This is a genomic window from Mangrovimonas sp. DI 80 (assembly GCF_001975575.1).
Lineage (GTDB): Bacteria > Bacteroidota > Bacteroidia > Flavobacteriales > Flavobacteriaceae > Mangrovimonas_A > Mangrovimonas_A xylaniphaga.
On the sequence record NZ_MSDT01000002.1, the window covers coordinates 232,141 to 252,975 of the forward strand.

Below are 20,835 nucleotides of genomic sequence, written 5' to 3' on the forward strand. Positions count from 1 at the left end.
GCTTTACAAGCTATTAAAATTGTCCTTTAAATGCCGCTATGCAACTTTAGCACAACCCTATCAAAATATAACTCTTTTACTTTCCTATCACGTAAACATCAAACCCCAAAGCGTCTAATTTCCCATAATCCAAAATAGTACGCCCATCAAACACAAATGCCGGCTTCATCATATTCTCATATACCTTGTCCCATTCGTAAGCTTTAAACTCATCCCATTCTGTCAACACAGCTACGGCATGTGCTTGTTCCATAGCGTCATATGGATTATCGACCACTGTTACTCTATTTTTTATTTCTTCGGAAGACAGCGTTCCTAAATATTCTAAATCGGAATATATTTGTTCTTCGGTAACCTTAGGATCAAACACGACGATATTGGCCTGTTCTTGAAGTAAGTGCTCTGCCACATAAATGGCCGCACTCTCCCTAGTATCGTTAGTATCCTTTTTAAAAGCCCACCCCAAAAAGGCGATCTTTTTATCTGCAATAGTATTATATAAAGTTGTAATGATCTTTTTAGCAAAACGATACTTTTGGTAATCATTCATGATGATGACCTGCTCCCAGTAATTAGCCACCTCATTTAGTCCTAGAGATTTGGAAATGTATACCAAGTTTAAAATATCCTTTTGAAAACAAGAGCCTCCAAAACCAACAGAGGCTTTTAAAAACTTAGGTCCAATTCTAGAATCTTTCCCAATTGCTCTAGATACTTCCTCTACGTCTGCTTCGGTAGCTTCGCATAATTCCGAAATAGCGTTAATAGAAGACACACGCTGAGCTAAGAAAGCATTAGCTACCAATTTGGATAACTCAGAAGACCATACATTGGTTGTTAAAATCTGTTCTTTTGGAACCCAGCTAGCATAGATATCCACTAAAGCTTGCATTGCTTCTTTACCTTCAGGAGTATCCTCTCCTCCAATCAGCACTCTATCTGGACTTTGCAAATCCTCCACTGCAGTACCTTCAGCTAAAAACTCAGGATTGGATAAAATAGAAAATTTATGACCATTTCCTGTATTCGCTAAAATACTTTTCACCGCTTGAGCTGTTCTTACGGGAAGGGTAGACTTCTCAACAACAATCTTATCTCCCTTAGCTACTCTAGCAATTTGACGTGCACACAATTCTACATATTTTAAATCGGCGGCCATTCCTTTTCCTTCTCCGTAGGTTTTGGTAGGCGTATTTACTGAAATAAAGACCATTTCAGCCTCTTCGATAGCCTTGTCTACTTCAGTAGAAAAAAAGAGATTTCTTCCTCTTGCCTCTTCTACTACTTTATCCAAACCAGGTTCGTAAACCGGTAATTTCGACAAATCTTCGTCATTCCAAGCTGCAATCCTAGCCTTATTAAGATCTACAACCGTTACTTTTACATTAGGATTTTTTTGGGCAATTACAGCCATTGTAGGACCACCGACATAACCAGCCCCTATACAGCATATATTTTTTATTGTCATTACTTTAATTTGAAAGTTTTACTTGCTTTATATCTTCTATGTGTTCTAAAAACCATTGATAGGTTTCTGCTATCCCCTCTTTCAAAGGAATAGAGGCTTGCCAACCTTGTTGGTTCAATTTAGAAACATCCAATAATTTCCTAGGGGTTCCATTAGGTTTGGTCGTATCCCAAATAATCTCCCCTTGATGCCCTACTATTCCCTGAATAGTCAGCGCCAATTCTTTAATTGTGATATCCGTCCCTGTACCAACATTATATAAATGCTCCGAAAGTTCATTTTCAATTGCAAACACCACTGATTTGGCCATATCGTCTACATGCAAAAATTCACGCATTGGCTCTCCACTCCCCCATAAAGTTACAGGTGAATTATCATTTAATTTGGCTTCATGAAACTTTCTAACCATAGCCGGTAGCACATGGGAGGTTTTTAAATCGAAATTATCATTTGAGCCATACAAATTGGTAGGCATCAAACTTACAAAATCCTTTTTGTATTGTTTTCTGATCGCCTCACATGCCTTTACACCTGCAATTTTAGCGATGGCATACCACTCATTTGTCGGCTCCAAACTATCCGTTAAAAGATATTCCTCCTTTAAAGGTTGCGGCGCCAGCTTTGGATAAATACAAGAACTTCCTAAAAACACAAATTTAGCGACATTATGTTTATGCGCTGCATCTATAAGATTGTTTTGAATTTGTAAGTTCTCCATTAAAAATTGGTAGGGAAAATCATTGTTAGCCAAAATACCACCTACCCTAGCTGCAGCGTCAACAATAACATCTGGTTGCTCTTTAGCAATAAACTGTATAACTGCGCTTTGATAGCGCAAATCCAATTCTTCACTAGATTTACCAATCAAATTATTATATCCTTTTTGTTCCAATGCTCGCCAAACAGCAGAACCAACCATACCTTTATGGCCTGCAATATATATTTTTGAAGATGTATCCATTCTTAAAAACTATTCAAAATAATTTAAAATTTGATAATCTCCTTCTTTAAGGTACTGTTCCTTTTTCATTAATTTCAGGTCACTTTGCATCATATCATTCACCAAATCCTTCAAATCATATTTTGGAGTCCAACCTAATTTATTATTTGCTTTAGATGCATCTCCAATAAGCAAATCTACCTCAGTTGGCCTAAAGTATTTAGGATCTACCGCAAGAACTTCTTTCCCTATTTCAATTTGATATTCCGGATTATCACAGGACACTACATAAGCTTTTTCTTCAACACCTACACCTTTAAATTCTAAAGTGACACCAACTTCGGCAAATGCCAAACGTACAAAATCACGTACTTTTGTAGTCTTTCCAGTAGCAATCACCCAATCTTCGGCCTCATCTGCCTGTAAAATCATCCACATCATCCGCACATAATCCTTGGCATGTCCCCAATCGCGCTGCGCATCAAGATTCCCTAAGTAGAATTTATCCTGCAACCCTAAGGCAATCCTTGAAACGGCTCTGGTAATCTTTCTAGTCACAAACGTTTCCCCTCTAATTGGAGATTCATGATTAAATAAAATACCATTACAAGCATACATTCCGTAGGCCTCACGATAGTTTACAGTAATCCAATAAGCATACATTTTGGCAACTGCATAAGGACTACGTGGGTAAAAAGGGGTTACCTCCGACTGCGGGACCTCTTGCACCTTTCCATACAACTCAGATGTTGAAGCTTGATAAATTCTCGTTTTCTTTTCCAATCCTAATAAACGAACAGCATCTAAAATCCTTAAGGTTCCTAAACCATCTGCATTACCAGTATATTCGGGCACTTCAAATGACACATGTACATGACTCATCGCCGCCAAATTGTAAATTTCATCTGGCTGAATCTCTTGAATCAAACGAATCAAGTTTGTACTGTCCGTCATATCTCCATAATGAAGAATGAAATTTCTATGGGATTCATGTGGATCCTGATACAAATGATCAATTCTATCAGTATTGAATAAAGAAGAGCGACGTTTCAACCCGTGTACGACATACCCTTTTTTCAACAAGAATTCACTTAAATAAGCGCCATCTTGACCTGTTACTCCGGTAATAAAAGCTATTTTTTGCTTCATGCAGTTTATTTTCTGTTATAAATATTCAAAACGAAAAGTACAATTATTAATTATTCTTCTCTCATTAGATCAACCTAGACGCACTTCAAAATCAACAAGACACAAAACACCAAAACAAACTCATTAACCGTCAATTATAAAACGTCAAATTCTCACTACATTTTCCAATTCCACATATTCATCATGCAATTGAAACCTCCTCAATTTAATTCTTCCTTTTTCTTTGTAAAAATAAACCGAATCGGACAACCAAAAAAATTATACATCGAAAACATTAAATTTTCAATAATCAAGCAGTTAAATTATCATAATCCTCTATTTTTACATCTTTTTTTGCGATTACGCCACATCTAACCTAACCCCCTTAATCATATTACAAAAATCCATTTTCATCGTTTAAAGACCTATAAATTCGACACAAAGTTACATCTCAAAATTTGTATGATTAATCATTCAAAATTAGTATCTTTATGTGCATATTTGCAGAACAATCAACTTTTTTATCTTAGAAATTATGGGAAAAATTACTTTTTCGTTCTTAATATTGTTATTATCTGCCACTATAGGTTTCGCTCAAGACGACATCACCTTGGTAGCAATTGATCAAGAAAACAATGCAACGACCCCCACTTCAACAGGAAACGCTCTCTCATTATCCTCTGTGGGATTCACAAGAGGAACAGGTGTTTCACAAGGCACACCAACTATACCAGCCTTTACAACCATTAATTGGACAGCAAACGGAACAGAAGCAAATGACACTGAATATATTGAATGGTCCTTAACTGCAGATCCTGGCTATGACGTCATTGTAAATGGTATTGAAATCTTATTAAGACGAACGTCTCCTGGTCCAGATAATTATGAAATCCAATATAGTACCGACAACTTTGCTACGCCAGGTACTACTGCCGGTAGCGGAACGCTTCCCCTAGATGCTAGTGCAGGTTCTGATGCTACTTACAACCCAGAATTCACAGGATTGGGCATACCATCTGGCACAGGTGGCACCATAACCTTCCGCTTATATGCCTGGGGAGCAACAAACACGAATGGCTGGTTGCGCATTATGGCTGGACCAGCCGCTTGGGACCAGTTAGGCATAGAGAGTCCTGGTGCTCTTATCACCGGAACAGTAACAGCCAACACTACCAACAGTACTCAATCTGATATTGTAAGTACTGACTTCAATCCATCAGACAATTTCTATTACAGTGAATACAATGTTACTTCGGGACTGACTATAGAAAATGCATTACAGATTGGGGAGTTTGAAATACGAGATGGTGGAGCTTCTGCACCAGATGCAGATGATCAACCTACCATTCTAACCGATCTAGGATTCACCATTTCCAATTACGAGAATATTGCAACCTTGGCACTTATGGACGCTCTTGGAACTAACATCGCGGAAATAACCTCTGTTGGTGAAAATACACAGTTTTTGGATATCTCAGGCTTACAAACAGAAGATGACGAATCCAATACCTTTAGCTTGTATGCTACATTCAAGACACAGGTAACAGATAATGATCAAATACAAGTCACAATTACAGACGCTGCAGCAGATGCTATTAACGGCTCAAATTTTGCCAGTATAGATGCTGGGGGAGCTGAAACACCTGTTACTGGAGATGACAACCGCATAGAAGTTACCGCTGTTCAAATTGTATTTGACCAACAACCTACTGACACAAATATTTATGTAACCATGACTCCATACCCCACTCTACTAGCAGTGGACAATAATCTAAATGTAGACCTAGACTATGCTGAATCATTTACAGTATCATCTTCTGGCAGCATGGAACCTCCTGCAGGAGCATATAGTTTTGTAAACGGGATTGCTATACTTGATGAAATAATGTTTACTGCTGAAGGCTCAGATATTTGGCTCACAGTAACTATTGGCACACCCCCTATTCCATCTTTTACGGCCTATTCTGAACTTTTTAATGTTAGTGGTCCTTTGTTTACGATAGCCCAACAAGATTTTGACGGTAGCAATCCAGAGTGGCCTTATACAACAGATTTGGCTTTCTTTGGTTCTACTTGGGGAGAAGCTTATTACGGAATTGTAGATACATCTACCGCTACACCATTAAGCAAACCTGAGTTCTCAAGCAATATACTGGGGTTAAATGACTTAAGCGACGGGACAACGCCAACTACCTACGCTACTATTACTTTTGAAGATGTGGATGTAACTATTTTTGATAATATTATTCTGACCTTTGACTGGGAAGTAGTTGGCTTTAATAATGATGATGATGATGTCCAATATCAATTAATCATTGATGGAGTTGGTCAAGGCTACCAATTTCTTTTTGATGGAAACAGTAGTAGCTCTATTACAGATGCCTCAGGCTCTGAAGCCATTTCTATTCCTGATTCAGCATCGTCGGTAGGCTTACAAATCCAAATTAGCAACAATAATCTAAATGACTTTGCTGGTTTTGATAATTTCAAACTAAAAACAGCTTTTGACGGTTTAGTATACAGTAACAACAACTGGCTAAACTCCGAGGCTCCAGATGGCACTACGAATGCTGAAGACGCCTTTATACTTAGTGGAACTTATAACGTAGGCACCAATGTTGGGTTAAATCATCTTTTAATCAATGAAAATGCAGCTGTCACTATTTCCCTGGGACAATCACTTACCTTGAACGGCAACATGATCAACAATGGAACTTTAGAGCTCAATTCGGCTTCAACTTCGTATTCAAGCTTAATTGTAAGCGGTACTGTTAACGGTGAGGTAATTTACAACCGACATGTTAATGAAAACCAAAGTGTAGGAGGAAATGATTTGATTGCCCCTCCATTAGCAGGTCAAACTTTTGGGGAGTTTGCAGCAAACAATTCAAACATCTTTTCAAACCCTTCCATTCCAAGTCAAAAGCTTTTTGGTCCGTTTGAAAAATCATCGGGCACCTATCTTCTTTATGATTCAGTAGACAATGCAAACACTATGTTAATGACAGGAACTGGTTATCGAGCAGCATCATCTGACACAGGCGGATCTACCTTTGCTTTCGAAGGAAATGTAATTACAGAAGACATAAACATACCTATAACTAACAACGGCCCCTCCTATTCTATTTGGAATTTAATTGGTAACCCCTATCCTTCATATGTTAAATTGTCAGATTTTTTAAGCGCTAATAACAGCAAATTCAATTCCATTAAATCAGGTGTTTATGGTTATGACGGTAATGCCCAAGATGGTTGGGCCATATGGAACCAAGCCTATTCCGATGCCAACGTAAATGCAAAGATAACTCCTGGTCAAGGTTTTTACGTATCCTGTGCTACTAGTTCCGCTAATATTAATTTTACAACATCAATGCGAACTACAGGCACCACGGATGATTTTATTGCGGGTAGAATGGACAATACTAGCCCACATAAGGCCTTTTTCAGTATTGAGCTTTTTAATGAAAACAGTTTTTACCAAACCGAATTCTATTTAAATGACAATGCCTCTCTTAGCTTTGACCAAAATTATGATTCGGCACTTTTCGGCAATATTCCCTCATTCTCGGTTTATTCAAATTTAGTAGAAGGCAATGATAATTCCCCTTTAGGCATTCAATCACTCCCAGGGACTATTTCAGAAAGCATAACAATTCCGTTAGGAGTAGAAGCAAAACAAGGGCAACAAATCAATTTTTCTCTTTCCAATTCTACATTAGACCCAAGTGCTGAAGTATATTTGGAAGACAATGTAAAAAATACTTGGACTCTACTTAATACTTCAAACTACTCTTTGACAACTGATGCTGACCTTAGTGGTGTAGGAAGGTTTTATCTTCACCTTTCAGCTAATGCTTTAGGAATTGAACATAACCTTTTGGAGACTTTAAAAATTTATTCCAACAGTAACTCCATTAGAGTAGTTGGAGATATAATTCGGAATACTTCTCTAAAAGTTTATGATATACAAGGTAGGCTGGTTTTAAGTGAAAACACACCTAAAGCTACAACTTCGCATACTATGGACACATCAAACTTAAGTCACGGCACTTATGTGATACAAATTGAAAATGAAAATGGTAAAAAAACTAAAAAACTAATTCTATAATATTAGTCATAAACAATTTGCTAACTATAATTATTTAGTACTTTTGACTCAACTCGATTGTCTTATGAAAAAAGAGAAACAACAAAACAACATAACAAGAAAAGAGGCTATGTCCAAAATGGGGAAATACGCAGCTTTAACGGCAGTGGGAACCTTTTTGATCCTTAACCCTCAAAAATCTCAGGCCCAATCAGTTACAGACCCTTCTGATCCTGGAGGAAATCCTTTTGGAGGTCTAGGGGGATAACAAACTTATTTTTATCATTTTTTTGAAAGAAAATCTACAACCTAAATATAAAAGCACGATAGGAAAATCTATCGTGCTTTGGTTTTTTAACAGTAATAGGTATGTTATTGTTAACAAATCCACATACAATTATATAAAATTGTATTTGATCTGCGACTCTATTGATAATTTTGAAAAACAAATATCCAATCATAAAATCAATTCAAAAGAGCTTTACAGAGATATAGAAAACTTTCTAATGGATTGCATCCAAAAAGAGGTTACCCCAATCACCTCAGCTTATCCAAATCTTGATTGTAGCCATAAAACAAATAATTCACTTCTATACTCCATCCAAGGAAAGACAATTGAGGTCAACCACGCTACAAAAACTCTAAAATCCTATTTACACCCAAATATTAGCCATCTTATAGCCAAAAAAAGGAATCGACTTGATTGTCGCTTTGACATTCTAAATGATAAGAACAATCTATTACTCTACAAAAATCAAGAACTTCAATATGCCTTCCCTAAAAAGGACTACCACCTCCTTCAAGGAAAATTCAACTTCTTGTTGCTATGTGAGCTTTACAACAAAGAAGAACGCAATTGGTTAGGCACCTTCCATGCATCAACCTTGGGAAATGGAAAAGAAGCGATCATGCTTATAGGTGATTCCGGTAATGGAAAAAGTACTTTAAGTGCACTTCTGATGGCTCATGGTTTGGATCTCATTTCGGATGACATTACGGCTATGTTAGCTGATAATTTACATATCTACAGAAACCCGAATGCTATTTCCATAAAACAAGGAGCCTTTAAAATAGTAAAGCCATTCTTTCCAGAAATGGACGCCTATGATGAAGTTTTCATCAACGAGAGCAAAGGATATGTGAAGTATATTCCTCCTACCAACATCAAGCCTACAAAGTTTGATTTTCCATGCAATAAAATTGTCCTGGTAAAATACGACCAAAATGCTCCTAACACTGTACTAGCGGAACTAAATCCTGCAAAAGCACTAGAAACCCTCATCCCTGAATCTTGGATTTCACCAGACCCCAAACATGCTAAATTGTTTTTGAATTGGCTAGAAACAGTAGAGTTTTACTCGCTAACCTACAATAATAACGAAGAAGCCATTTTAAAATTTAAATCGTTGTTTTCTAATTAATCGTATATTACCAACTCACTAATTACAGCACATGCCTTCCCTAAAATCGACATTTTTAAGGATTGCGGAGATCTTAAGCTTTGAATCTAATGATTCTCAATTACGACAATCCCTTTCTTCCCCTGAAATGGACTGGGACAATTTGGTGAGAGTTGGCAGCAGCCACCTCATACTCCCGGCAATTTACAACAGACTACAAGCAAAACAATTATTGGACACACTTCCCAAAGAACTCATTGAATACCTAGAGGAAATTAACAGCTTAAATCTAAAAAGAAATAAACAGATCTTCAAGGAAGTTCAATTTATTTGTCAACTTCTTACCAAACATCAAATAAACCATGTTTTCGTAAAGGGCACAGCCTTGTTGGCAAGTGGTGTGTACAAAAGCTTGTCTGAGCGGATGATTGGAGATATTGATATATTGGTTCAGGAAAACCAAATTGAACAAGCTTTTAAATTACTACAAGAGGAAGGCTATAACAAATATTACACCTTCAGTTACCAAGTCAAAAACCACAGACATTTCCCAAGACAAGTGTCGGATGGTAAATTGGCTGCTGTAGAATTACACACAGAGCTGCTACAATTTCAACACAGGAAATTAATTAACCTTGACGAAATGCTTCAAACCAAACAATTGGTTAATGGTATCTCGATTCCTAATAATTATTATCTCAATCTGCATACCATCCTAAGTTGGCAAATAAATGACCATGCCTACTTCTACAACCGTTTATCGCTTAAAAATAGTTATGACAGCCTCGTTCTTGGTCTTAATAAAGATGAAAAGCTATTGAACTCTTTACTTTCAATTAATATATGTGCCGCTTACATTTCCTTAAATACAGCTTTGTTTAAAGAATATGACCAGATTAAATTTGTTGGAAGCCTAAAGTTTAAACAAAAAAAATACCTATACACCTTAAGCCATCAACGCTATGCCAGACTTGATTACACCCTAAAATATGCTTATGTAAACACAAAAGAAAGAGTGGTTACCTTTGCTACCAATAAAAGCTATAGAAGCCATATTCTCAAAAATAAATTTTTCAAGAGGAAGAAAACCTAGTAACCAGCAAAGTGGAAGTTGAGCATTTGCTTGGTCTTGGCATAGATCTCAGGAAATAGAGATTTAAACTCTTGAGGTGTTTCGATAAAAGTCTCAATAATTACAGCTATAAATTCAAATTGATTGGTATAAGCATAATTTCTGAAGTATTCTGATTCTACCAATGATTTTCGTAACCCTTCATCATTTGACAATAAGTCTATCAACTCCTTGAATGAATCGGAGAAAATTGCAGAACTAACATCCCCTTCCTTGTAACTATTCAAATGAATGGCGTGTGCAAATTCATGGATCCCCAAATTCAAATTGTCATTTTCAATTTCATAACCCGCTTCAAAATCTTTCCATGACAATACCAATGCTTGCAATTTAGGGTTGAATTCTCCTTTATGGTAGGAATCATTAATTTTGGAATAGAAGGCTTCTGGATAAATAAATATTTTGTCAATAAGCCCAATGTAAAAATCCCGGAATCCAAAGGTTAACATAACAGCAGTAGCAGAAATAAGCACTTTCATTTCTTCTGTCACCTCAACCCCATCTCTTCCAATAAAATCCTTATCCGAGATAAAAGAGGCCACCCTATGCTCAAAAAAACGCTGTTGTTTGGGATACAACTTTTTGTAGAAACTGAATTTATTTCGAAGAATGGAAAGCTGTTTCTTATTTAATGACTTCAACAAAAAAGGAACATGCACGTACAAAGGCCTTTTGTATCTAATAACATATCTAAATTCAAACATTCTCCATGCAAAGTACATAAGCATAAAAAAAAGTCCGACTAAAAAAATGCCCATTACAGTTGAATCTACTCCCGACAAAATATTATAAAGATTTGATAATTAGTTTCACAAATAACGAGAAATACTTTGATTGATTATAAAAAACATTAACTTAACATTTTTTATCCATCGTTCAGCAACAACAAAAAAGTTAAAAAATCTCAAGGAACTCAAAATTCAATACCCTACCCTATTTTTGACTTTTCTATTTTGGGCCACCTTAAGAATTATATGTATCACCCCTAATTTTGTGACATGTAAAAGCCTACCTAATCTCACGAGTACTTATTTATACATATAATTAAAATTTTCACTAATATCAGCTTCACTTTCCACAAAACGAAACACCAATGCAACCAACTGTAAATCAATAACAATTTTTATAAAAAAAAAAAAAATATAAATCGATTTTCTTATTAGAATTAACGATAAAAGTTGTTCCATAAAACACCCGCTTTTAAGAACTATATAATCATTTCTTCATCGGAAATATAAGTCATTTATCGTCTTTTTTCTATCCCCGCATCAATAAAACATAATTTAACATAATGACAATCAGATAATTACGACCTTAAAAAGTCTTAATTAAGATTAAACATTAATCAAACCTCCCAAATTCCACATTATTCCCACTTATGCATGGTGTTAACCAACACAAACCAACATGAGTGCAAAACTATTTTTTAAGGTAATTTTATTTTTTCTCTTTTCGACAATAAAGTTTTATTCACAATCTACAGATTGCAAATTTATAACTACTTGGCAAACCACTACTGCTAATCAACAAATAGGTTTAAATCTTAATGGAACAGTAACCAGTATAGATTGGGGCGATGGTATAATCACTAGTGATGGAACAAATGTTCATACATATACCTTACCGGGAGAGTATCAGATTGCTATCTCAGGTAATTTAACCAAACTAACCTTATCGCATTATAGCGGATTGATTTCTGTTGACCAATGGGGGTGCAGTCAGTGGGAAACGATGGCTAATATGTTCCGTGATTGTATTAATCTATCTGCTATAAATGCAACGGACACGCCTAATTTATCCAATGTAACAGATATGAATTCAATGTTTTGGAATACAGCTATCGGTAATGGCACAGGGAATTGGAACTGGGACACGAGTAATGTTGAGAATATGAGTTCTCTTTTTTTGGAAGCTAACCAATTTAATAAGGATATTGGCCCCTGGGACACTAGTAAAGTTACAGATATGAATAACATGTTTCATGGTGCGGGCATTTTTAATCAAAATATTGGCAATTGGAATACTGGTTATGTAACCAATATGAGTTTTATGTTTGGGTCTTGTACAAATTTCAACCAAGATATTGGAGGTTGGGATACCAAGAATGTTACAGATATGAATAGTATGTTTTCTGGTGCATCTAGTTTCAATCAAGATATAGGCACTTGGAACACAGGCAATGTTGTGAATATGCAGCAAATGTTTAGAAATGCACTAAATTTTAATCAAAATATAGATAGCTGGGACACAGGGAATGTGTTCACCATGAGAAATATGTTTAATAATGCACAACTATTTAATCAAAACTTGAATAGTTGGAATACCGGTAGTGTAACCGATATGCATGGAATGTTTGATCAAGCTTATGCTTTCAACCAAAATATTGGCAATTGGGATACAAGTAATGTTATCACTATGGAAAATATGTTTTCTCAGGCAACCAGTTTTAATCAGGATATTGGCAATTGGGATACTTCAAACGTTACCAATATGAGAAATATGTTTCATAGAGCTACTAATTTTAACCAAGACATTGGTAATTGGGATACGGGTAATGTATCAACTATGGAAGGGATGTTTTCCAACGCTTCTTCCTTTAATCAAGATTTAGGAAATTGGAATGTTGAAAAAGGAATGGATTTTCGATTTTTTTTAGTAAACACAGCACTTAGCATTGCCAACTATGATAGTTTGTTAATCGGTTGGCGTACACAAAACTTACAACCAAGTAGAAGGCTTGATGTTACAAGTAAATATTGCGCAGGTGAAGAGGCTAGGGAAAGTATAATTACAAATTTTGGATGGGATATTAGAGATGAAGGCAAAGCAGGTCCAATGATTAATGACCTCCCAGACCAAACAGCTGTAGGCAGTTTCACCTTTCCAGCTATAACAGGTTCTAATTTGTCCGGCAACGAAGCCTACTACATAGAAACAGGTGTCACGGGTATAAAATACAATGCAGGTGATGTGGCTAACTATTCAGACTTCCCGAGTTATCCCGTAACGATATACATCTACGATGAAGCCTATCCCGGTTGTAGCGACATTCAGGAGTTCTTGTTAACAATTGAAGAAGATAATGCCTGCGCCTTTATAACTACTTGGCGAACAACTACAGCTAATGAGTCTATACAAATTCCAATATCAGGGGCCTTTACCTACAATTACAATGTTGATTGGGGAGATGGAACAACCACAACTAATGAAACTGGATATGCTTCACATATCTATGCTACCCCAGGAACATATCAGGTTAGCATTTCAGAAAACTTACCTTATCTCTACTTTGGACAGTCTCCTACAAATGCAGCCAAAATACTTTCGGTGGAGCAATGGGGGTGTCAACAATGGGAAAACATGGTTTCCTCTTTCCAATATTGTTCCAATTTAGTCATAAATGCAAAAGACACTCCCGATCTTTCGAAGGTTGTTTCTATTCAGGCTATGTTTTGGGGATGTACAACCTTAGGCGGAGGCACAGGGAATTGGAACTGGGATACTAGCAATATAAATAATATGCAATATGTATTTCAAGATGCGACTAATTTTAATTCAGATATAACAGGCTGGAATACAAGTAAGGTTACAACTATCTATGGTATGTTTAAAGCTGCAGCTAATTTTAATCAAGATATTGGCAACTGGGATACTAAGAATGTTATCAATATGGAGCATACTTTTGAGCAGGCTACCAATTTTAATCAAAATATCGGAACATGGGACACAAGCAGTTTGCTTAACATGAATTTTATGTTTAATGAGGCCTCAAATTTTAATCAGGATATTGGCAACTGGAATACAAGCAAGGTTACTGAAATGGTTGGGGTATTTGCTTTCGCTATAAGTTTCAATCAAGATATTGGAAGTTGGCATACAGGAAATGTAACTTCTATGGGGGTAATGTTTTCTAATGCAACGGCTTTTAATCAAGATATTGGTAATTGGGATACAAGTAAGGTTACTGAGATGGGAGGCATGTTTAATCATGCTGTTAATTTTAATCAGAATATAGGATCATGGAACACAGGTAATGTTACAAGCATGAGCAGTATGTTTGCTCATGCTGAAACTTTTAATCAATATATCGGCAATTGGGATGTAAGTAACGTTGCTAATATAGGATACATGTTTGGATATGCCTATGCTTTCAATCAGGATATTGGTGATTGGAACACTAAAAATGTAACCATGATGAGTCGTACTTTTGATAGCGCAACATCATTTGATCAAGATTTAGGAGGTTGGAATGTAGAAAATGTCACTGATTTTGATTTAATGTTCTACTCTGCAACATTATCTATCCCAAATTACGACAGTTTGTTAATTGGATGGAATGCTCAAAATTTAAATCCCAATATAGACCATTTTCATGGTGGTTATAGCCAATATTGTGCAGGAGAAGCTGCAAGAGCCAATATGATTGCTAGCGATGGATGGAACATATTAGACGGAGGCAAAGCCGGCCCAATGATTAATGACATCCCAGACCAAACTGTTTTAGGGAGTTTTACTTTTCCAGCTATTACAGGCATTAACCTTTCAGGAAATGAAGCTTACTATACAGAGTCTAATGGTTCAGGATCCGTGTATTATCCAGGAGATCAAATTAATTATACAGATTTTGCTAATTACCCAATAACTATTTACATCTATGATGAATACTCTCCTGAATGTAGTGATGAAGAAGATTTCCAATTAATTATTCATCCCATCCCAAATTGTACTTCTTTGACAAACCCTCTAGATTTAGAAATAGGAGTTTCAACAAGTACAAATCTATCCTGGAATAGCTCTGAAAATGCCACTGGATATTATCTAACCGTCGGGACAACCCCAGGGGGAAACGATATACTTAATGCTGTTGATGTTGGCAATGTTACTAATTATGACTTACCTAATGAACTACCAGACAATACCCTAATTTATGTCTTAATACAGCCATATAATTCTTATACCGATGCACAAGGATGTGCTGAAGAAAGTTTCACCACTGAAGAGGTACTGGCCCCTCCCACAGCATGTGCCACCCTGACAAGCCCTTTGAACGGGAACACCAACGTTTCCATTACAGCCAATCTCAGCTGGACAAGTGTGGACGATGCCACCGGCTATTATCTTACCATAGGAACAACCCCAGGAGGAAACGATATACTTAATGCAGTTGATGTTGGCAATACAACTACCTACAATCTTCCTTCAGACTTCCCTGAAAACACAATGATATACGTGATGATAGTGCCCTACAACGGCGCAGGGAATGCTACGGGATGTCCCGAAGAATCCTTTACCACTGAAGAGGTACTGGACCCTCCAACTGAATGTGCCGAACTGACAAACCCGATGAACGGGGACACCAACGTTTCCATTGCAGCCAATCTCAGCTGGAAAAGTGTGGACGATGCCACCGGCTATTATCTTACCATAGGAACAACCCCAGGAGGAAACGATATACTTAATGCAGTTGATGTTGGCAATACAACTACCTACAATCTCCCTTCAGACCTCCCTGAAAACACAACCATTTACGTGATGATAGTGCCCTACAACGGCGCAGGGAATGCAACGGGATGTCCCGAAGAATCCTTTACCACTCAAGAGATACTGGACCCTCCAACGGCATGTGCCGAACTGACAAGCCCTTTGAACGGTGACACCAACGTTTCCATTGCAACCAATCTCAGCTGGACAAATGTGGACGATGCCACCGGCTATTATCTTACCATAGGGACTACCCCAGGAGGAAACGATATACTTAATGCCGTCGATGTTGGCAATGCAACTACCTACGACCTCCCTTCAGACCTCCCTGAAAATACAACCATATACGTGATGATAGTGCCCTACAACGGCGCAGGGAATGCTAAGGGATGTCCCGAGGAATTCTTTACCACTCAAGAGATACTGGACCCTCCAACGGCATGTGTCGAACTGACAAGCCCTTTGAACGGTGACACCAACGTTTCCATTGCAGCCAATCTCAGCTGGACAAATGTGGACGATGCCACCGGCTATTATCTTACTATAGGGACTACCCCAGGAGGAAACGATATACTTAATGCTGTTGATGTTGGCAATACAATCAACTACGACCTCCCTTCAGACCTCCCTGAAAACACAACCATATACGTGATGATAGTGCCCTACAATGGTGCAGGAACTGCTACGGGATGTACCGAGGAATCCTTTACCACTGAAGAGGTAGAAAAGTTTGCAATTCCTAGTTTTTTCAGTCCTAACAATGATGGATATAATGATTATTGGAAAATTTCAGACCCAAATAACATTATCCTTAAAATCCATATTTACGACAGATATGGAAAGTTAATTGGTGATGTAGAAAATTCATCAAATGGATGGGATGGCTTTTACAACGGAAAAACTCTTCCTTCAAGTGATTATTGGTATTTAATCGAAGATAAGAATGGTAATACCCTAAAAGGTCATTTTAGTTTAATTAGATAATTTCCTCAAAGACTATAAAAATTAATAAGAAAGCTATTGACACAATATTATTTTCAATAAGCATTCAAAAAACACGATTGTACCACAAATTGTACCATTTACATAAAATTGAGACACAAAAAAAAGCTATAATGTTATATTTTAACAATATAGCCTTTACTCAAAGTGACCGCGGAGGGATTCGAACCCCCAACCCTCAGAGCCGAAATCTGATATTCTATCCAGTTGAACTACGCAGCCAATATTACTTTATTTCTTACTAAGACAATTTAGCCTTAACGATACTTGCAATAGTTTTTCCATCAGCTTTTCCAGCCAATTCTTGATTAACAGCTCCCATAATTTTCCCCATATCTTTCATTCCTTCTGCACCAACTTTTGCTATAGTAGCAACCACTACAGCTTCTACCTCTTCCTCGCTCAATTGCTCCGGCAAAAACTGACTGATAACTTCTGCCTGCGCCAATTCTGGCTCAGCTAAATCCTCTCTATTTTGCTCCATAAAAATAGTGGCACTATCCTTACGTTGCTTTACAAGTTTAGAAACAATTTTCAATTCCTGCTCTTCGGTTAGACCTTCTGCAGATCCTGATTCGGTTTGCGCCAACAAAATCTCAGATTTAATAGCTCTCAAAGCCGCCAAAGCTGTTTGATCTTTAGCCTTCATTGCCGTTTTCATAGCAACCATTACTTCTTCCTGTAAACTCATAATAGGGTGTTTTATTGAACTGCGAAGATAATAAAAAATTAAGATTGCATCTGTCAGTTTTGGGATTGAAAAACCACTTGTTTTACAAAAATAAAAAACCCGGAAAGCCACCATAATACCTCCCGGGTTTGACACAAGTGTGATACACTAAACTAAATTTGCTATTAATCTACGTTGTCGTGTAAAAATGAATTGTTACTCCTTAATTGAATGTCATCGTTGTCGTCAGTTCCAACAGACATTCTGGAAGCATTGGTTTCAGAAGAGTGCTGAGACTCTGCCAAATTCACACCCTGTCGTTTGTAAGCAGGTTCTTTTTCTATTTCGTCAATCTTTGCTGTATTGAATTTATAGTTGAAATCCTTCATTTTACGTCGTCTCTCATCAGCGCGCTCTTTTAGAAGGTCAGAGATAGGACTATTCATAGGATCCACTTCTTCTACTTCACGTCTTTGAGGTTGCTCTGGTTCTACTACCTTACGTTCAAAAATGATATCCTCTTCAACTTTAGTTTCTCTTTTCAACTTAGCTTGACTGCTAGATGTATCATTATCCATAAAGTCGTCCAAAGCGTAACGTTTTTCACCATGTTCATTGGCTTCCGTTACTGGAACAACTTCAATATGGTCATTTACCTTAATATTTTTGATCTCTCTAATGCTTCGTATTTCATCATCAAGATTGAACAACATTTTAGGCTCATTTCCCATACCATGCTTAGGCTTCTCTTCCTGTTTTGGAGGTGTACTTAAAGGCAAATCGAAGGTCAAGGAAATCTGCTCTTCTTGCTCATATTCCCTTGTAATCTTCTTCTCTTCCTTAGCCTCTTGAACCGGAGTGATGATAAAATCTTCTTCACTCATCGTTTTGTGGTCCAAAACCTCTTCGTAAGAAACATTGATATTCTTGATAAACTCGGTTGTTGGAATCAATTCAGAATGCGGCTTAGTTGGAGCCACTTCATCCTCTTCTTCATCCATCAAAGTATGAACTACCATTTTTGGAGCCTTAGGCTCTTCCTTTTCCAAAACAATGTCAGGAGTAATGATCGCAGGATCTTGTTCCTTCACCTTTACTTCATCCTTATCATCTTCAAGGGCGTGAACCACTTTCTTTATTTCGGTATTGGAAATCTCGTGTTGTTGATCAATGTTAAATCCAGTAGCAATGATGGTTACAGAGATAGATTCTTGAAGCGATTCATCTTCACCTACCCCCATAATGATATTGGCACCATGCCCAGCTTCGTTTTGAATGTGGTCATTGATTTCTCCAATTTCATCGATAGTAATTTCCTGAGATCCAGAAACGATAAGCAACAATACGTTTTTGGCTCCAGTAATTTTATTATCGTTCAACAATGGCGAATCCAAAGCTTTCATAATAGCTTCCTGTGCACGCGTTTTACCGGAAGCAGAAGCAGACCCCATTATAGCAGTTCCACTATTGCTTAATACGGTTTTGGCGTCACGTAAATCGATGTTTTGGGTATAGTGATGCGTAATTACTTCCGCTATCCCTCTAGACGCGGTGGATAAGACCTCATCAGCCTTTGAGAATCCAGCCTTAAACCCTAAGTTACCATAAACCTCACGCAGTTTGTTGTTATTGATAACGATCAAAGAATCTACATGACTTCTCAGTTTTTCAATTCCTCTTTGGGCTTGCTCGTTTCTTGTCTTTCCTTCGAATTGGAAAGGCATGGTCACAATTCCTACAGTTAAAACATCCAGTTCTTTCGATAATTTGGCAATTACAGGAGCTGCTCCAGTACCAGTTCCACCGCCCATTCCTGCAGTAATGAATACCATTTTTGTATTGGTATCCAACATGCGTTTAATATCTTCTAAACTTTCCAAAGCAGCCTGCTCCCCAACTTCTGGGTTGGCACCTGCTCCTAATCCTTCGGTTAAATTTACCCCTAATTGGATCTTGTTTGGGACACCGCTATTTTGCAGTGCTTGAGAGTCTGTATTACAAATCACAAAGTCAACGCCCTTAATTCCTTGCTGGAACATGTGGTTGATGGCGTTGCTTCCTCCACCTCCAACACCAATCACCTTGATAACGTTGGATTGGTTTTTTGGTAAATCGAATGCAATATTCCCAAATTCGTTAATGTTGCTCATATAATTAGTTCTTTACTGGATTTATATTAATTATTCTGCGTTATCTAAAAAATCTTTTACTCGTTCTGTTAGTTTATCCAAGAAGGATTTTCGCTCCTTTCTTGGCGGCTCCTGAGGTTGCTCTTCCTCAACAATATCTTCAGCAGGAGTCGGATCTACTTCAGGTTCTTCAACCACTTCCTCAACAACTTCTTCCTCAATCCGTCTGCGCTCTTGACGCTTTAAGCCGTCCATCACCAAACCAACAGCTGTAGCATATAGAGGGCTCGCCACATCTTCGTCACTGTCTCCAGCTAAATGCTCGTTAGGATACCCAATTCTGGTATCCATTCCTGTGATATATTCTACCAATTGCTTTAAGTGCTTTAATTGGGCACCTCCACCCGTCAACACAATTCCTGCAATCAGCTTCTTTTTCTGCTCTTCGTGGCCGTAGTTTTTGATTTCAACATAGACTTGTTCTATGATTTCAACCACGCGTGCATGGATGATCTTTGATAGGTTTTTCAAAGTAATTTCCTTTGGCTCCCTTCCTCTCAATCCTGGAATGGACACAATCTCATTATCCTTGTTTTCACCTGGCCATGCCGATCCAAATTTTATTTTCAACAATTCGGCCTGCTTTTCAATAATTGAACAGCCCTCCTTGATATCTTCTGTAATTACGTTTCCTCCAAAAGGAATTACCGCCGTATGACGGATGATTCCATCCTTGAAAACCGCCAAATCGGTAGTACCACCCCCTATGTCGATAAGTGCGACTCCTGCTTCCTTTTCTTCTTGGCTCAAAACGGCATTAGCAGATGCTAAGGGTTCCAAAGTGATGCCTTCCAACTCCAACCCGGAACTTTTTACACATCGACCAATATTTCTGATAGAGGACACTTGCCCAACGACTACATGGAAGTTGGCTTCCAAACGTCCACCATACATCCCGATTGGCTCTTTGATTTCGGCTTGACCATCAACTTTGTACTCTTGAGGCAATACATGAATGATCTCTTCACCCGGCAACATCACCAATTTGTGCACTTGATTGATCAACATGTCAATATCATCATCATCAATTACCTTATCGGAATTTGTTCTAGTGATATAATCGCTATGTTGCAAACTACGAATGTGTTGTCCTGCAATACCTACAGTTACCCCTTCAATTTTATATCCAGATTCCGCTTCGGCTTCTTGAACCGCTTGCTGAATGGACTGAATGGTTTGGGTAATGTTGTTAACCACACCTCTGTGCACACCTAAACTTTTGGATTTTCCAATTCCAAGAATCTCAACTTTTCCGTAATCATTTTTACGACCTATCATGGCCACAATCTTTGTGGTCCCTATGTCTAATCCTACTGAAATCTTATTATTTTCCATTCC

12 protein-coding genes and 1 tRNA gene are annotated in these 20,835 nt (G+C 37.6%); 5 read left to right on the forward strand and 8 right to left on the reverse strand.

Features of this window, described 5'->3' with window-relative positions:
- Positions 1 to 76: 76 nt before the first annotated feature.
- From BKM32_RS01700 to gmd, 3 genes are read right to left on the reverse strand one after another with little or no spacing between them, the layout of a single operon-like run.
- Complete coding sequence (locus BKM32_RS01700) at positions 77 to 1,468, reverse strand: UDP-glucose 6-dehydrogenase (RefSeq protein ID WP_053976091.1); 1,392 nt, start codon at positions 1,466 to 1,468, stop codon at positions 77 to 79.
- Between the two features lie 4 nt (positions 1,469 to 1,472).
- Complete coding sequence (locus tag BKM32_RS01705; protein ID WP_076662281.1) at positions 1,473 to 2,429, reverse strand: GDP-L-fucose synthase; 957 nt, start codon at positions 2,427 to 2,429, stop codon at positions 1,473 to 1,475.
- Between the two features lie 9 nt (positions 2,430 to 2,438).
- Positions 2,439 to 3,557, reverse strand: coding sequence for a GDP-mannose 4,6-dehydratase (gene gmd, locus BKM32_RS01710; RefSeq protein WP_076662282.1), 1,119 nt, complete (start codon positions 3,555 to 3,557; stop codon positions 2,439 to 2,441).
- Positions 3,558 to 4,071: 514 nt separating this feature from the next.
- Here gmd and BKM32_RS01715 point away from each other — a divergent pair.
- The 4 genes from BKM32_RS01715 to BKM32_RS01730 all read left to right on the forward strand — a co-directional run bounded on the left by BKM32_RS01715 (position 4,072) and on the right by BKM32_RS01730 (position 10,116).
- Positions 4,072 to 7,644, forward strand: coding sequence for a T9SS type A sorting domain-containing protein (locus tag BKM32_RS01715; RefSeq protein ID WP_076662283.1), 3,573 nt, complete (start codon positions 4,072 to 4,074; stop codon positions 7,642 to 7,644).
- Between the two features lie 64 nt (positions 7,645 to 7,708).
- Entirely contained in the window at positions 7,709 to 7,891 is a 183-nt protein-coding gene (locus BKM32_RS01720) for a hypothetical protein (RefSeq protein WP_076662284.1), read from the forward strand.
- Positions 7,892 to 8,129: 238 nt separating this feature from the next.
- A complete protein-coding gene (locus BKM32_RS01725) occupies positions 8,130 to 9,044 on the forward strand; it encodes a hypothetical protein (protein WP_123812046.1) in 915 nt (304 codons plus the stop codon).
- 31 nt (positions 9,045 to 9,075) lie between these two features.
- Positions 9,076 to 10,116 carry a nucleotidyltransferase family protein gene (locus BKM32_RS01730; RefSeq protein WP_076662286.1) on the forward strand — a complete coding sequence of 347 codons (1,041 nt, stop codon included), beginning with the start codon at positions 9,076 to 9,078 and terminating at the stop codon, positions 10,114 to 10,116.
- On the opposite strand, the gene BKM32_RS01735 is transcribed toward BKM32_RS01730, so the two are convergent.
- Positions 10,113 to 10,814 (reverse strand): zinc-dependent peptidase, encoded by a 702-nt coding sequence (locus tag BKM32_RS01735; RefSeq protein WP_253187373.1) that lies wholly within the window; start codon positions 10,812 to 10,814, stop codon positions 10,113 to 10,115. The two genes, BKM32_RS01730 and BKM32_RS01735, sit on opposite strands and share 4 nt — an antisense overlap.
- Before the next feature lie 748 nt (positions 10,815 to 11,562).
- Between BKM32_RS01735 and BKM32_RS01740 the strand changes: the two genes are divergently transcribed.
- Positions 11,563 to 16,620 carry a BspA family leucine-rich repeat surface protein gene (locus tag BKM32_RS01740; protein ID WP_076662288.1) on the forward strand — a complete coding sequence of 1,686 codons (5,058 nt, stop codon included), beginning with the start codon at positions 11,563 to 11,565 and terminating at the stop codon, positions 16,618 to 16,620.
- A gap of 166 nt (positions 16,621 to 16,786) precedes the next feature.
- Here BKM32_RS01740 and BKM32_RS01745 read toward each other — a convergent pair.
- The 4 genes from BKM32_RS01745 to ftsA all read right to left on the reverse strand — a co-directional run bounded on the left by BKM32_RS01745 (position 16,787) and on the right by ftsA (position 20,832).
- Positions 16,787 to 16,860 (reverse strand) — tRNA-Arg (locus BKM32_RS01745).
- A gap of 19 nt (positions 16,861 to 16,879) precedes the next feature.
- Entirely contained in the window at positions 16,880 to 17,329 is a 450-nt protein-coding gene (locus BKM32_RS01750) for a GatB/YqeY domain-containing protein (RefSeq protein WP_076662289.1), read from the reverse strand.
- A gap of 164 nt (positions 17,330 to 17,493) precedes the next feature.
- Entirely contained in the window at positions 17,494 to 19,458 is a 1,965-nt protein-coding gene (ftsZ, locus tag BKM32_RS01755; protein ID WP_076662290.1) for a cell division protein FtsZ, read from the reverse strand.
- Between the two features lie 30 nt (positions 19,459 to 19,488).
- Positions 19,489 to 20,832 (reverse strand): cell division protein FtsA, encoded by a 1,344-nt coding sequence (gene ftsA / locus BKM32_RS01760; RefSeq protein ID WP_076662291.1) that lies wholly within the window; start codon positions 20,830 to 20,832, stop codon positions 19,489 to 19,491.
- Positions 20,833 to 20,835: the final 3 nt, after the last annotated feature.